A 13,594-nucleotide genomic window follows, 5' to 3' on the forward strand; every position below is an offset into this window, starting at 1 on the left:
GTAAGCAGTTAAATTCCCCGGTCAGGTTCATGCTGGCCGGGGAGCCGTTTATAAAGGCGAATCCTGGCTGATTTCATCCAGCGAAAGATGGAAGCTCGGCACAAATACCTGCATAAAGTAGTCCATCTCCTCGCTGCGACGTGATTCCAGCGTTTTCTCAAGACGGCCTTTGGCCAGCAGAAATTCGTTATTCCCGGCCGATAGTTCTTCCAGGCACTTCAGATAGGCGCAAAGCGCGTCGGCCTGCTTGACGAGGGATTTCTCCTCTTCGCTATAGTGGTGCTCGTCGATGAGCGGCTCAAAAATGTCGCGCAGCTCGTCAGGAACCATATCGACCAGCTTCTGCTGGGCTATTTTTTCGATGGCTTTGTATTCTTGCGCAATCTGCGAGTTGAAATATTTAACCGGAGTCGGGAGGTCGCCGGTCAGGACTTCCGAAGCATCGTGGTACATCGCCAGTAGCGCGATTCGTTCGGCGTTAACCTGGCCGCCAAATTTACGATTTTTAATCGCTGCCAGGGCATGAGCAACCATCGCGACCTGCAAACTGTGTTCGGAGACGTTTTCGGTGCGGACATTGCGCATCAGCGGCCAGCGGTTGATCAGTTTCAAACGGGAGAGATGGGCAAAGAAGTGACTCTGACTCATTAGGGACCCTTAATCAGTTACGACGTCGGGTGTCATTGTGCGCAGGGATTGCCGCCGGATGCAAATTCCGGCGGCAGGAGGCGTTAAATCAGAGCTGGTGATAACCGGAAAGGAAGCGCCCAAAGCGGGTAATGGCCATTTCCAGATCGTCCTCGCGCGGAAGGGTCACGATACGCACGTGATCCGGCCACGGCCAGTTAAAGGCAGTGCCCTGAACCAGCAGGACCTTTTCCTGCAGTAGAAAATCGAGAACCATCTTCTGATCATCATGAATATTGAAGCGTTTGGCGTCGATTTTCGGGAACATATACAGCGCGCCTTTCGGCTTGGTGCACGATACGCCAGGTATTTCGTTAATTAACTCCCAGGCGCGGTTACGCTGTTCGTATAAACGGCCGCCGGGGATAATAAATTCGCTGATGCTCTGATAGCCGCCGAGCGCCGTTTGAATCGCGTGCTGGGCCGGGACGTTGGCGCACAGGCGCATAGAGGCCAGCATCTCCAGGCCTTCGATATAACCTTTTGCGTGTTTCTTCGGTCCGTTAAGCACCATCCAGCCCTGACGGAAACCGGCAACGCGGTAGGTCTTCGACAGCCCGTTAAAAGTAATGGTCAGCAGATCCGGCGCCAGAGGGGCAATCGAGTGGTGCTGCGCGTCATCGTAGAGGATCTTATCGTAGATCTCATCGGCGAAAATGATCAGGTTATTCTGGCGGGCGATCTCAACGATCTCCATCAGCAATTCCTTCGAATACACTGCGCCGGTCGGGTTATTCGGGTTGATAATCACGATACCGCGAGTACGCGGGGTGATTTTTGCGCGGATATCGTCCAGGTCCGGGAACCAGTCGGACGACTCATCACAAAGATAGTGCACCGCTTTACCGCTGGAGAGCGCTACTGCTGCAGTCCACAGCGGATAATCCGGCGCGGGCACCAGCATTTCATCGCCGCTATTCAGCAGCGCCTGCATGGCCTGGACAATAAGCTCGGAAACGCCGTTGCCGATATAAATATCTTCGACCGTCACATCACGCATGCCGCGGGCCTGATAGTGCTGCATGATGGCTTTACGTGCGGAATAAAGGCCTTTTGAATCACTGTAGCCCTGGGCGGTAGGCAGATTGCGGATGACATCAACGAGGATTTCGTCAGGCGCATCAAAGCCGAACGGCGCCGGGTTGCCGATGTTCAGCTTCAGGACTTTGTTGCCTTCCTCTTCAAGGCGTTTTGCCTCTTTGAGTACCGGGCCGCGGATGTCGTAACAGACGTTATCTAACTTGCTGGATTTTTCGATGGGGGACATGAACCTTTGACCTTTTAGCTGTTATCGCCACTCCCTGCCGTGGAAGTCAGCACGGAATAATGTACTCCGCATCCCCGCTGTTTTGAAGGGTTAACAGGAGAAGATTTTGCCATTCTTGTTTTTTTGGATTAATCAATATACCTGGTGATTGGCGATTTAATTTATTCATTATGCCTTTTATTGTTTGTGATATGGTTTTATGTTGCGTGTTGTGGTCTTTTTGTGAACGTTTATCTGGTTTGTTGCCTAAGGGCTACTGATCGCTTGTTTTTCACGCATGAAACGAGCAACTCTTTTGATGAACTTTTAATTCACAATGCACAGAAATTTGTAACAAGTTTGCTGGATACTTTTAATGAAAACATTTAATTGATTAATGTTTTCTAATTTACTCAGAGAATATTCTTAGATTTGTTAATTTAATTAAAGCGCTGAAAAGTGTTTAAAATTACCTGAGATAATACTGAATAACTCTTATAAATATTGTGGTTTTCGGTTAGAATATCACCGTTAATATTGACATATGGCTATGCCAGGTAGTTGCTATTCTTTATTAATACATTGTTATTGCAGGTTTTTGTTCGTCTTGTTGAGGGCCGTGGCAAGCTTTTGTCGCTTGTGAAGCGCAGGCTGCGTCCATCGAACGTTATTTTTTGCGTTGCATCACAGAAAGCGGGAAGGTCGTAATTAATAGCGCTTAGAAGTACGAACAAAATATTACTCAGAAATTTCGCACATTTGCTGCGGATGAGCGCTTTCAAATGCAATAACGTTCGTCCAGTTGTTCATCCATCGGTTTTGGGTGGGGAACACGAGGCTTAAGGAATAGCCGGAAGCCTGGAGCACAGCATCAATAAGGCAGGCAAGCATTAGCCGCTTTTAAGTGAAGCAAATATGATAAATGAAAATCGTCCGATACTAAATTTAGACCTCGATCTCCTGAGAACCTTCGTTGCTGTCGCCGATCTCAGCACGTTTGCCGCCGCTGCAGCTGCGGTGCAGCGCACTCAGTCAGCGGTAAGCCAGCAAATGCAGAGGCTGGAGCAACTGGTCGGAAAAGAACTTTTTGCCCGTCACGGGCGCAATAAGCTCCTGACTGAGCAAGGTATTCAGCTACTGGGATACGCGCGGAAAATTCTGCGTTTTAATGATGAAGCCTGCATGTCGCTTATGTTCGGTAGCTTGCAGGGAACGTTGACTATTGGCGCATCTGATGAGACTGCGGATACCATTTTACCGTTCTTGCTGAACCGGATCGGCAGCTTTTACCCTAAACTTTCCCTCGAAATCAAAGTTCTCAATCATGTTGATGTCGAAGCGATGCTGACGAGTGGGGCAATCGATCTTGCTTTGACTACGCGGCAGATGAAAAACGTCGAGATGCTGACATTACGCACTTCGCCAACGTTGTGGTACTGCGCCGCCGATTACGTTGTCCCGCAGGGAGAATCCGTTCCGCTTATCCTGCTGGATGCGCCAGGCCCGCTCCGTGAAGATATTATCAAAGTACTCAATACCGCTCAGGTGTCCTGGCATTTGGCCCATGAGGCTTCCTCTCTGGCGGGCGTAAAGGCAGCGGTGATGGCTGGTCTCGGCGTCACGGCGCAGCCGGTCGAAATGATGAGTCCGGTGCTGCGTGTGCCTGGCAGAAGCGATGGCTTGCCGGGATTACCGGATACACGCTACCTGTTGAGCTGTAATCCCCAGAAAGCCAGCGAATTAGCTCAGGCTATTTTCCAGTCACTTAGTGCAGACCGTGAATCGTGGTCGGAGCAGCAAGTTTGTACCCCTGAAGGGGGAGATAATTCCTTCGTTTTGTGAGGGGAAAAGGCTAACAAACATCACAAAAACTGGTAACAAAATGTAAGTGCAAAAAAGAACCACAGAGGTCAAAAATGGACGCTGTGGTTCTTTTTTTTCAAATTTTATTGATGAATTGAATGTTTTGTTGAGTTGTTTTTATTTAAATCAGTAAGTTAGACCTGCTCTTTCTCTCACTTCTCTACTTTTCTCTGCACTTTCAATACTTCCTGCTAATGTTAAAAAACCGGATGGTTTGTTGCTGTTTTCTTGATTGAATTAACAAAAGCGTGTCACAGATCAAGAAAATACCCCTCCTTAGGGGGAGGAATCGTGGCTAAATCCTGTCAAAATAGACGGGTAATTTTGATTTACGGCGGAAACGGACACGATTCAACAGCACTAAATCCGAATGGTATGCAAGGTTATTCCGCATAAAAGGGCATTTAATGTTAATGAAAAAAATCCAATGTAAATTAATGTTGTAAAAACTTTTGTTAAAGTTGACAAAAGGTTAATGAAAGGAGTAAAAAGCCACCGCAACTGGCCTTCCACATCTACCAGGGACGCTTTTTTGCACGGCTATTTTTTTATTCCTCCCCGTGAAACGCTGTGGCGTTCATCTGCCAGTAAGAGCAGAGGGTTTTAGCGCTACACTTTTTTGGTTAAGCAATGCGTATGTCAACATCCACTGAAGTCATCGCTCATCATTGGGCATTCGCTGTATTTCTCATCATCGCTATCGGCCTGTGCTGCCTGATGCTTGTCGGCGGCTGGTACCTCGGCGGTCGCGCGCGCGCGCGTAGCAAGAACACGCCGTTTGAATCCGGGATCGACTCTGTTGGTTCGGCTCGCTTACGTCTTTCTGCGAAGTTTTATCTGGTTGCCATGTTCTTCGTTATTTTCGACGTGGAAGCCCTGTATCTCTACGCATGGTCGACTTCTATCCGCGAAAGCGGTTGGGTCGGCTTTGTGGAAGCCGCAATTTTCATTTTAGTGCTACTGGCTGGTCTGGTTTACCTCGTTCGTATCGGCGCACTGGACTGGACGCCTACGCGCTCCCGTCGCACGCTGGTTAACCCGGATACAGACAGTCCCACTAACCGTCATACGCAGTAAAAGCGAGGCAATAAGATGGATTATACGCTCACCCGCATCGATCCTAACGGTGAGAACGACCGTTACCCCCTGCAAAAACAGGAGATCGTAACCGACCCCCTGGAGCAAGAAGTCAACAAAAGCGTGTATATGGGGAAGCTCGAACACGCGTTGCATGACATGGTGAACTGGGGCCGTAAGAACTCAATCTGGCCTTACAACTTCGGCCTTTCTTGCTGCTACGTGGAAATGGTGACGTCATTCACTGCGGTGCATGACGTTGCGCGTTTTGGTGCCGAAGTATTGCGTGCTTCCCCGCGTCAGGCTGACCTGATGGTGGTTGCTGGTACCTGTTTTACCAAGATGGCACCGGTCATTCAGCGTCTTTATGACCAGATGCTGGAGCCGAAGTGGGTTATCTCGATGGGCGCATGCGCCAACTCCGGCGGTATGTACGATATTTATTCTGTCGTACAGGGTGTGGACAAGTTTATCCCGGTTGATGTTTACATCCCGGGCTGCCCGCCGCGCCCGGAAGCCTATATGCAGGCGTTAATGCTGCTGCAGGAGTCCATTGGTAAAGAGCGCCGTCCGCTCTCGTGGGTGGTTGGCGATCAGGGCGTTTATCGCGCCAATATGCAGTCGGAGCGCGAGCGTAAACGCGGCGAACGTATTGCAGTGACCAATCTGCGGACTCCGGACGAGATTTAACTTGCGCCTGCGGGTGGGATAGAAACTTCGCAAATTAATCTACTAAAGCAGCGAAGCCTCGCCAGCAGTCACCACGGACCTTTTGCAATGGTGAACAATATGACCGATTTAACCGCGCATGACGCCGCACCAGCCTGGCAAACCCGCGATCATCTTGATGATCCGGTGATTGGCGAACTGCGCAACCGTTTTGGGCCGGATGCCTTTACCGTTCAGCCTACCCGCACCGGCGTTCCGGTGGTTTGGGTGAAGCGTGAACAGCTGCTTGAGGTGGGTGATTTCCTGAAGAAATTGCCGAAACCTTACGTGATGCTGTTTGACCTGCACGGCATGGACGAACGTCTGCGCACGCATCGTGACGGCCTGCCCGCTGCGGATTTCTCCGTTTTCTATCACCTGATCTCAGTAGACCGCAATCGCGACATTATGCTCAAGGTGGCGTTGTCTGAAAACGATCTGCATCTGCCGACCTTTACCAAACTGTACCCTAACGCCAACTGGTACGAGCGTGAAACCTGGGAGATGTTTGGCGTGACCTTTGATGGTCACCCGAATCTGCGTCGCATCATGATGCCGTCAACCTGGGAAGGCCACCCGCTGCGCAAAGACTACCCGGCGCGCGCCACCGAATTCGACCCGTTTGAGCTGACCAAAGCTAAACAGGATCTGGAAATGGAAGCGTTGACTTTCAAACCGGAAGAGTGGGGCATGAAGCGCGGCACTGAAAACGAGGACTTCATGTTCCTCAACCTCGGCCCGAACCACCCGTCCGCCCACGGTGCATTCCGCATTATTCTGCAGCTGGATGGCGAAGAGATCATCGACTGCGTGCCGGACATCGGTTATCACCACCGCGGCGCTGAAAAGATGGGCGAGCGCCAGTCCTGGCACAGCTACATCCCATACACTGACCGTATCGAATACCTCGGCGGCTGCGTTAACGAGATGCCGTACGTGCTGGCAGTGGAAAAACTAGCCGGGATCACCGTGCCGGATCGCGTCAACGTGATCCGCGTGATGCTCTCCGAGCTGTTCCGTATTAACAGCCACCTGCTGTACATCTCGACCTTTATTCAGGACGTCGGCGCGATGACGCCGGTCTTCTTCGCCTTTACCGACCGTCAGAAAATCTACGATCTGGTGGAAGCGATTACCGGCTTCCGTATGCACCCGGCCTGGTTCCGTATCGGCGGCGTCGCCCACGACCTGCCGCGCGGCTGGGATCGCCTGCTGCGTGAATTCCTTGAGTGGATGCCGAAGCGTCTGGACTCGTATGAGAAAGCCGCGCTGCGCAACACCATCCTGATTGGCCGTTCAAAAGGCGTTGCCGCCTATACCGCGAAAGAAGCGCTGGAGTGGGGTACCACTGGCGCGGGCCTGCGCGCGACCGGTATTGGTTTCGACGTACGTAAATGGCGTCCTTATTCTGGCTATGAAAACTTCGACTTCGAAATCCCGACCGGTGGTGGCGTTTCTGACTGCTATACCCGTGTGATGTTGAAAGTGGAAGAGCTGCGCCAGAGCCTGCGCATTCTTCAGCAGTGCCTCGATAACATGCCGGAAGGCCCGTTCAAGGCGGATCATCCGCTGACCACGCCGCCGCCGAAAGAGCGCACGCTGCAGCATATCGAAACCCTGATTACGCACTTCCTGCAGGTTTCCTGGGGCCCGGTCATGCCGGCCAACGAATCCTTCCAGATGGTTGAAGCGACGAAGGGTATAAACAGTTACTACCTGACCAGCGACGGCAGCACCATGAGCTATCGCACCCGTATCCGTACGCCGAGCTATGCGCACCTGCAGCAGATCCCGGCGGCGATTCGCGGCAGCCTGGTATCGGACCTGATTGTCTATCTGGGTAGTATCGATTTTGTTATGTCAGACGTGGACCGCTAATTATGCACGAGAATCAACAACCACAAACCGAGGCTTTTGAGCTGAGTGCGGCAGAGCGTGAGGCGATTGAGCACGAGAAGCACCACTACGAAGACCCGCGTGCGGCGTCCATTGAAGCGCTGAAGATCGTTCAGAAGCAGCGCGGCTGGGTGCCGGACGGCGCAATCTACGCCATCGCCGATGTGCTGGGGATCCCGGCCAGCGACGTAGAAGGCGTAGCGACGTTCTATAGCCAGATTTTCCGCCAGCCGGTTGGCCGTCACGTGATCCGCTACTGCGACAGCGTGGTGTGCCATATCACCGGGTTCCAGGGCATTCAGTCGGCTATCGAGAAGAAGCTGGACATCAAACCAGGTCAAACCACGTTTGATGGCCGCTTCACTCTGCTGCCGACCTGTTGCCTGGGCAACTGCGACAAGGGGCCGACCATGATGATTGATGAGGACACTCACAGTTATCTGACGCCGGAAGCGATTCCTGACCTCCTGGAGCGGTATAAATGAAAACCATTATTCGTACTGCCGAAACCCATCCGTTAACCTGGCGTCTGCGCGACGATAAACAGCCGGTATGGCTGGATGAATACCAGAGTAAAAACGGCTACGCCGGGGCACGTAAAGCGCTCTCTGGAATGGCACCGGATGAAATCGTCACTGCGGTAAAAGACGCCGGCCTGAAAGGGCGCGGCGGTGCGGGCTTCTCCACCGGTTTGAAGTGGAGCCTGATGCCGAAAGACGAGTCCATGAACATCCGTTATCTACTGTGTAACGCCGATGAAATGGAACCGGGCACCTATAAAGACCGTCTGTTGATGGAACAGCTGCCGCACCTGCTGGTGGAAGGCATGCTGATCTCCGCGTTTGCGCTGAAAGCGTATCGCGGCTACATCTTCCTGCGCGGAGAATATATCGAAGCAGCGCAGCATTTGCGTCGCGCGATTGCCGAAGCCACCGAGGCGGGCCTGTTGGGGAAAAATATCCTCGGCACCGGTTTTGACTTCGAACTGTTCGTGCACACCGGGGCAGGGCGCTACATCTGCGGTGAAGAGACCGCGCTGATTAACTCCCTCGAAGGCCGCCGCGCGAACCCGCGTTCCAAGCCGCCGTTCCCGGCAAGTTCTGGCGTGTGGGGTAAACCGACCTGCGTTAACAACGTCGAAACCCTGTGCAACGTCCCGGCGATTCTGGCTAACGGCGTTGAGTGGTATCAGAACATTTCGACCAGTAAAGATGCTGGCACCAAGCTGATGGGCTTCTCCGGTCGGGTGAAAAATCCTGGCGTCTGGGAGCTGCCTTTCGGCACCACCGCGCGCGAGATCCTCGAAGACTACGCTGGTGGCATGCGTGATGGCCTGAAGTTCAAAGCCTGGCAGCCGGGCGGTGCGGGAACCGACTTCCTGACCGAAGCGCATCTTGACCTGCCGATGGAATTCGAAAGCATCGGTAAAGCGGGGAGCCGCCTGGGGACGTCGCTGGCGATGGCCGTTGACCACGAGATCAACATGGTATCGCTGGTGCGCAACCTGGAAGAGTTTTTCGCCCGCGAGTCCTGCGGCTGGTGTACGCCGTGCCGCGACGGGCTGCCGTGGAGCGTGAAAATTCTGCGCGCTCTGGAGCGCGGCGAAGGTCAGCCGGGGGATATCGAAACACTTGAGCAACTGTGTCGATTCCTCGGGCCGGGGAAAACCTTCTGCGCGCACGCGCCGGGCGCGGTTGAGCCGCTGCAGAGCGCGATTAAATATTTCCGCGAAGAATTCGAGGCAGGCATCAAGCAGCAGTTCAGCAATACCCATGCAATCAACGGTATTCAGCCGAACCTGCTTAAGACGCGCTGGTAATCTAAAGAATTATTTATTTTGGAAGCACGCTAATGGCTACGATTCATGTAGACGGCAAAGAATACGAGGTCGATGGAGCGGACAACCTGCTAGAGGCTTGTCTCTCTCTTGGTCTTGATATTCCATACTTTTGCTGGCATCCGGCGCTGGGAAGCGTTGGTGCTTGCCGCCAGTGTGCGGTGAAGCAATATCAAAACGCGGAAGACACGCGTGGCCGCCTGGTGATGTCCTGTATGACACCGGCATCCGACGGCACTTTTATTTCTATCGACGACACCGAAGCGAAACAGTTCCGCGAGAGCGTCGTTGAGTGGTTGATGACCAACCACCCGCACGACTGCCCGGTCTGCGAAGAAGGTGGTAACTGCCACTTACAGGATATGACCGTAATGACCGGTCATAGCTTCCGTCGCTATCGTTTCACCAAACGTACCCACCGTAATCAGGATCTGGGGCCGTTCATCTCGCATGAAATGAACCGCTGCATCGCCTGCTACCGCTGCGTTCGTTACTATAAAGATTATGCTGACGGTACCGACCTGGGCGTTTATGGCGCGCACGACAACGTCTACTTCGGTCGCCCGGAAGACGGCGTACTGGAAAGCGAGTTCTCCGGCAACCTGGTTGAAGTCTGCCCGACCGGCGTCTTCACTGATAAAACGCACTCTGAGCGCTATAACCGTAAATGGGACATGCAGTTTGCGCCAAGCATCTGCCAGCAGTGTTCCATTGGCTGCAACATCAGCCCCGGTGAGCGCTACGGTGAACTGCGCCGTATCGAAAACCGTTATAACGGTACCGTTAACCGCTACTTCCTCTGCGACCGCGGTCGTTTCGGCTATGGCTATGTGAACCTGAAAGACCGTCCGCGTCAGCCGGTTCAGCGCCGTGGCGACGACTTCATCACCCTCAACGCCGAACAGGCGATGCAGGGCGCGGCGGATATTTTGCGCCAGTCGAAGAAAGTCATTGGTATCGGCTCCCCGCGCGCCAGCATCGAAAGCAACTTCGCGCTGCGCGATCTGGTCGGCGCCGATAACTTCTATACCGGCATCGCGAAGGGCGAACAAGAACGCCTGCAGATGATGCTGAAAGTGCTGCGCGAAGGCGGTATTCATACTCCGGCGCTGCGCGAAATCGAATCCTACGATGCGGTATTGATCCTCGGTGAGGACATCACCCAGACCGGCGCGCGTATTGCGCTGGCGGTGCGTCAGGCGGTAAAAGGCAAAGCGCGTGAAATGGCGGCGGCGCAGAAAGTCGCCGACTGGCAGATCGCCGCGATCCTTAACATCGGCCAACGCGCGAAGCATCCGCTGTTTGTGACCAATATTGATGATACTCGCCTTGACGATATCGCCGCGTGGACCTACCGCGCGCCGGTAGAAGATCAGGCGCGCCTCGGTTTCGCTATCGCCCACGCGCTGGATGACAGCGCGCCGGCGGTGGAAGGTCTGAGCAGCGAGTTGAAAGGCAAAATCGACGTGATCGTTCAGGCATTAGCCGGAGCGAAAAAACCGCTGATTGTTTCTGGAACCAATGCTGGCAGCATTGAGGTCATTCAGGCTGCGGCCAACGTGGCGAAAGCCCTTAAAGGCCGTGGTGCTGACGTTGGCGTAACGATGGTTGCCCGCGCGGTGAACAGCGTGGGTCTCGGCATGATAGGCGGCGGCTCTCTTGAAGAGGCGCTGAGCGAACTGGAAACCGGTGCCGCCGATGCGGTTATCGTGCTGGAAAACGACCTGCACCGCCACGCTTCAGCCGCCCGCGTTGATGCGGCGCTCTCTAAAGCGCCGCTGGTGATGGTGGTTGACCATCAGCGTACGGCGATTATGGAAAAAGCGCACCTGGTGCTCTCTGCGGCAAGCTTTGCGGAAAGTGACGGCACGGTGGTGAATAACGAAGGTCGCGCTCAGCGCTTCTTCCAGGTTTACGACCCGGCCTACTACGATGCGAAAACCATCATGCTGGAAAGCTGGCGCTGGCTGCATTCGTTGCACAGTACCGTTAACAACCGTCAGGTTGACTGGACGCAACTGGACCACGTGATCGACGCCGCTATTGCCGCACTGCCACAACTGGCCGGTATCAAAGACGCCGCGCCGGATGCGACCTTCCGTATTCGCGGTCAGAAGCTGGCCCGTGAACCGCACCGTTACAGCGGCCGTACGGCGATGCGCGCTAACATCAGCGTGCACGAACCGCGCCAACCGCAGGATAAAGACACCATGTTCGCCTTCTCCATGGAAGGGAACAACCAGCCGTCCGCGCCGCGCTCGCAAATTCCGTTTGCCTGGGCTCCGGGCTGGAACTCCCCGCAGGCATGGAACAAGTTCCAGGATGAAGTGGGCGGTAAACTGCGCCACGGCGATCCGGGCGTGCGTCTGATTGAAGCCTCCGCCAGCGGCCTGGGGTACTTTACTGCGGTACCGGCCAGCTTCCAGGCTGAAGAAGGTAAATGGCGTATTGCGCCTTACTACCATCTGTTCGGCAGCGACGAAATGTCACAGCGTTCTCCGGTATTCCAGAGCCGCATGCCGCAGCCGTACGTTAAGCTGAACCCGGCGGATGCCGCGAAGCTCGGCGTAAATGACGGCGCAACGGTCTCCTTCAGCGTTGATGGCCAGACTCTCAGCCTGCCGCTGGTGATTTCGGCGGGTCTGACAGCAGGGCAGGTTGGCTTACCGATGGGCATGCCTGGGATTGCGCCGGTACTGACCGGAGCGCGTATTGATACTCTGCAGGAGGCGAAAGCATGAGTTGGTTAACTCCCGATCTCATCGACATTCTGTTAGGCATCCTCAAAGCGGTAGTGATTCTGCTGGTTGTGGTCACCTGCGGCGCGTTTATGAGCTTTGGCGAACGTCGTCTGCTGGGTCTGTTCCAGAACCGTTACGGACCTAACCGCGTGGGCTGGGGCGGTTCGCTGCAGCTCGTCGCCGACATGATCAAGATGTTCTTTAAAGAGGATTGGGTCCCGCGTTTCTCGGATCGCGTGATCTTTACTCTGGCGCCGGTTATTGCCTTTACCTCGCTGCTGCTGGCTTTCGCCATTGTGCCGGTCAGCCCGACGTGGGTAGTCGCCGACCTGAACATCGGTATCCTGTTCTTCCTGATGATGGCAGGCCTGGCGGTTTATGCGGTGCTGTTTGCCGGTTGGTCGAGCAACAACAAATACTCGCTGCTCGGCGCGATGCGTGCTTCCGCCCAGACCCTGAGCTATGAAGTGTTCCTCGGACTTTCCCTGATGGGCGTGGTGGCGCAGGCCGGTTCATTCAACATGACCGATATCGTCAACAATCAGGCGCATCTGTGGAACGTCATCCCGCAGTTCTTTGGCTTCGTGACCTTTGCGATTGCGGGCGTAGCGGTGTGTCACCGCCACCCGTTTGACCAGCCGGAAGCGGAGCAGGAACTGGCCGATGGTTACCACATTGAATATTCCGGCATGAAGTTCGGCCTGTTCTTCGTCGGTGAATATATCGGGATTGTTACCGTGTCGGCGCTGATTGTGACGCTGTTCTTCGGCGGCTGGAATGGCCCATGGTTACCTCCTTTCATCTGGTTCGCGTTGAAAACCGCGTTCTTTATGATGATGTTCATTTTGATTCGTGCGTCTTTACCGCGTCCGCGCTATGACCAGGTAATGTCCTTCGGCTGGAAAGTGTGCCTGCCGCTGACGCTCGTCAACTTGTTGGTAACGGCGGCTGTCATTCTCTGGCAGGCGCAATAAGGGGTGAATTGACCATGACCTTAAAAGAATTATTGGTAGGGTTTGGCACCCAGGTCCGCAGTATCTGCATGATCGGGATGCACGCCTTTGCCAAACGTGAAACTCAGATGTACCCGGAAGAGCCGGTATATCTGCCGCCGCGCTACCGTGGCCGCATCGTGCTGACGCGCGATCCGGACGGCGATGAGCGCTGCGTTGCCTGTAACCTGTGTGCGGTAGCGTGTCCAGTAGGCTGTATCTCTCTGCAAAAAGCGGAGACCAAAGACGGTCGCTGGTACCCGGAGTTTTTCCGCATCAACTTTTCACGCTGTATTTTCTGCGGCCTGTGTGAAGAAGCGTGCCCGACCACGGCGATTCAGTTGACCCCGGATTTTGAACTGGGTGAATACAAACGTCAGGATCTGGTGTACGAAAAAGAGGATCTGCTGATTTCCGGTCCGGGCAAATACCCGGAATATAACTTCTACCGGATGGCGGGTATGGCAATCGACGGCAAAGATAAGGGCGAAGCAGAGAACGAAGCTAAGCCTATCGACGTCAAGAGCCTGTTACCGTAAGGAGAGGG

At 54.2% G+C, this 13,594-nt stretch carries 11 protein-coding genes; 9 read left to right on the forward strand and 2 right to left on the reverse strand.

Annotated features, from left to right (window positions below):
• Positions 1 to 48 precede the first annotated feature (48 nt).
• Together yfbR and alaA are read right to left on the reverse strand one after the other, a co-directional pair.
• Positions 49 to 648: a 5'-deoxynucleotidase gene (gene yfbR, locus FN082_RS16380; protein WP_139539164.1), complete on the reverse strand. Its 600-nt coding sequence runs from the start codon at positions 646 to 648 to the stop codon at positions 49 to 51.
• Positions 649 to 736: 88 nt separating this feature from the next.
• Positions 737 to 1,954 (reverse strand): alanine transaminase AlaA, encoded by a 1,218-nt coding sequence (gene alaA, locus FN082_RS16385; RefSeq protein ID WP_139539163.1) that lies wholly within the window; start codon positions 1,952 to 1,954, stop codon positions 737 to 739.
• Between the two features lie 894 nt (positions 1,955 to 2,848).
• Here alaA and FN082_RS16390 point away from each other — a divergent pair.
• The 9 genes from FN082_RS16390 (at position 2,849) to nuoI (ending at position 13,586) form a co-directional block, all read left to right on the forward strand.
• Positions 2,849 to 3,775, forward strand: a complete 927-nt coding sequence (locus FN082_RS16390; protein WP_142981930.1) for a LysR family transcriptional regulator — start codon at positions 2,849 to 2,851, stop codon at positions 3,773 to 3,775.
• 651 nt (positions 3,776 to 4,426) lie between these two features.
• Positions 4,427 to 4,873 (forward strand): NADH-quinone oxidoreductase subunit NuoA, encoded by a 447-nt coding sequence (nuoA, locus tag FN082_RS16395; protein ID WP_139539161.1) that lies wholly within the window; start codon positions 4,427 to 4,429, stop codon positions 4,871 to 4,873.
• A gap of 15 nt (positions 4,874 to 4,888) precedes the next feature.
• On the forward strand, positions 4,889 to 5,563 hold the full coding sequence (nuoB, locus tag FN082_RS16400) for an NADH-quinone oxidoreductase subunit NuoB (protein WP_002913178.1): 675 nt from the start codon (positions 4,889 to 4,891) through the stop codon (positions 5,561 to 5,563).
• Between the two features lie 87 nt (positions 5,564 to 5,650).
• Positions 5,651 to 7,459 (forward strand): NADH-quinone oxidoreductase subunit C/D, encoded by a 1,809-nt coding sequence (gene nuoC, locus FN082_RS16405; protein WP_139539160.1) that lies wholly within the window; start codon positions 5,651 to 5,653, stop codon positions 7,457 to 7,459.
• A 2-nt stretch (positions 7,460 to 7,461) separates the two neighbouring features.
• Complete coding sequence (gene nuoE, locus FN082_RS16410; protein WP_004104075.1) at positions 7,462 to 7,962, forward strand: NADH-quinone oxidoreductase subunit NuoE; 501 nt, start codon at positions 7,462 to 7,464, stop codon at positions 7,960 to 7,962.
• The gene (gene nuoF / locus FN082_RS16415; RefSeq protein WP_139539159.1) at positions 7,959 to 9,296 is read left to right on the forward strand and encodes an NADH-quinone oxidoreductase subunit NuoF; all 1,338 of its coding nucleotides are present in this window, start codon (positions 7,959 to 7,961) and stop codon (positions 9,294 to 9,296) included. The genes nuoE and nuoF overlap by 4 nt, the downstream gene beginning before the upstream one ends.
• A 32-nt stretch (positions 9,297 to 9,328) precedes the next feature.
• Positions 9,329 to 12,055, forward strand: coding sequence for an NADH-quinone oxidoreductase subunit NuoG (gene nuoG, locus FN082_RS16420; protein ID WP_142981931.1), 2,727 nt, complete (start codon positions 9,329 to 9,331; stop codon positions 12,053 to 12,055).
• Positions 12,052 to 13,029 carry an NADH-quinone oxidoreductase subunit NuoH gene (gene nuoH / locus FN082_RS16425; protein WP_139539157.1) on the forward strand — a complete coding sequence of 326 codons (978 nt, stop codon included), beginning with the start codon at positions 12,052 to 12,054 and terminating at the stop codon, positions 13,027 to 13,029. Before nuoG ends, nuoH begins: the two co-directional genes overlap by 4 nt.
• Positions 13,030 to 13,043: 14 nt before the next feature.
• Positions 13,044 to 13,586, forward strand: coding sequence for an NADH-quinone oxidoreductase subunit NuoI (gene nuoI / locus FN082_RS16430; RefSeq protein ID WP_110272282.1), 543 nt, complete (start codon positions 13,044 to 13,046; stop codon positions 13,584 to 13,586).
• The last annotated feature ends 8 nt before the right edge of the window (positions 13,587 to 13,594 follow it).

Source organism: Klebsiella spallanzanii, from assembly GCF_902158555.1.
Lineage (GTDB): Bacteria > Pseudomonadota > Gammaproteobacteria > Enterobacterales > Enterobacteriaceae > Klebsiella > Klebsiella spallanzanii.

Excerpts from the sequence above, each read along its gene's own strand:
- yfbR (WP_139539164.1), bottom strand. The coding sequence starts at position 648 with ATGAGTCAGAGTCACTTCTTTGCCCATCTCTCCCGTTTGAAACTGATC.
- alaA (WP_139539163.1), bottom strand. The coding sequence starts at position 1,954 with ATGTCCCCCATCGAAAAATCCAGCAAGTTAGATAACGTCTGTTACGAC.
- FN082_RS16390 (WP_142981930.1), top strand. The coding sequence starts at position 2,849 with ATGATAAATGAAAATCGTCCGATACTAAATTTAGACCTCGATCTCCTG.
- nuoA (WP_139539161.1), top strand. The coding sequence starts at position 4,427 with ATGCGTATGTCAACATCCACTGAAGTCATCGCTCATCATTGGGCATTC.
- nuoB (WP_002913178.1), top strand. The coding sequence starts at position 4,889 with ATGGATTATACGCTCACCCGCATCGATCCTAACGGTGAGAACGACCGT.
- nuoC (WP_139539160.1), top strand. The coding sequence starts at position 5,651 with ATGGTGAACAATATGACCGATTTAACCGCGCATGACGCCGCACCAGCC.
- nuoE (WP_004104075.1), top strand. The coding sequence starts at position 7,462 with ATGCACGAGAATCAACAACCACAAACCGAGGCTTTTGAGCTGAGTGCG.
- nuoF (WP_139539159.1), top strand. The coding sequence starts at position 7,959 with ATGAAAACCATTATTCGTACTGCCGAAACCCATCCGTTAACCTGGCGT.
- nuoG (WP_142981931.1), top strand. The coding sequence starts at position 9,329 with ATGGCTACGATTCATGTAGACGGCAAAGAATACGAGGTCGATGGAGCG.
- nuoH (WP_139539157.1), top strand. The coding sequence starts at position 12,052 with ATGAGTTGGTTAACTCCCGATCTCATCGACATTCTGTTAGGCATCCTC.
- nuoI (WP_110272282.1), top strand. The coding sequence starts at position 13,044 with ATGACCTTAAAAGAATTATTGGTAGGGTTTGGCACCCAGGTCCGCAGT.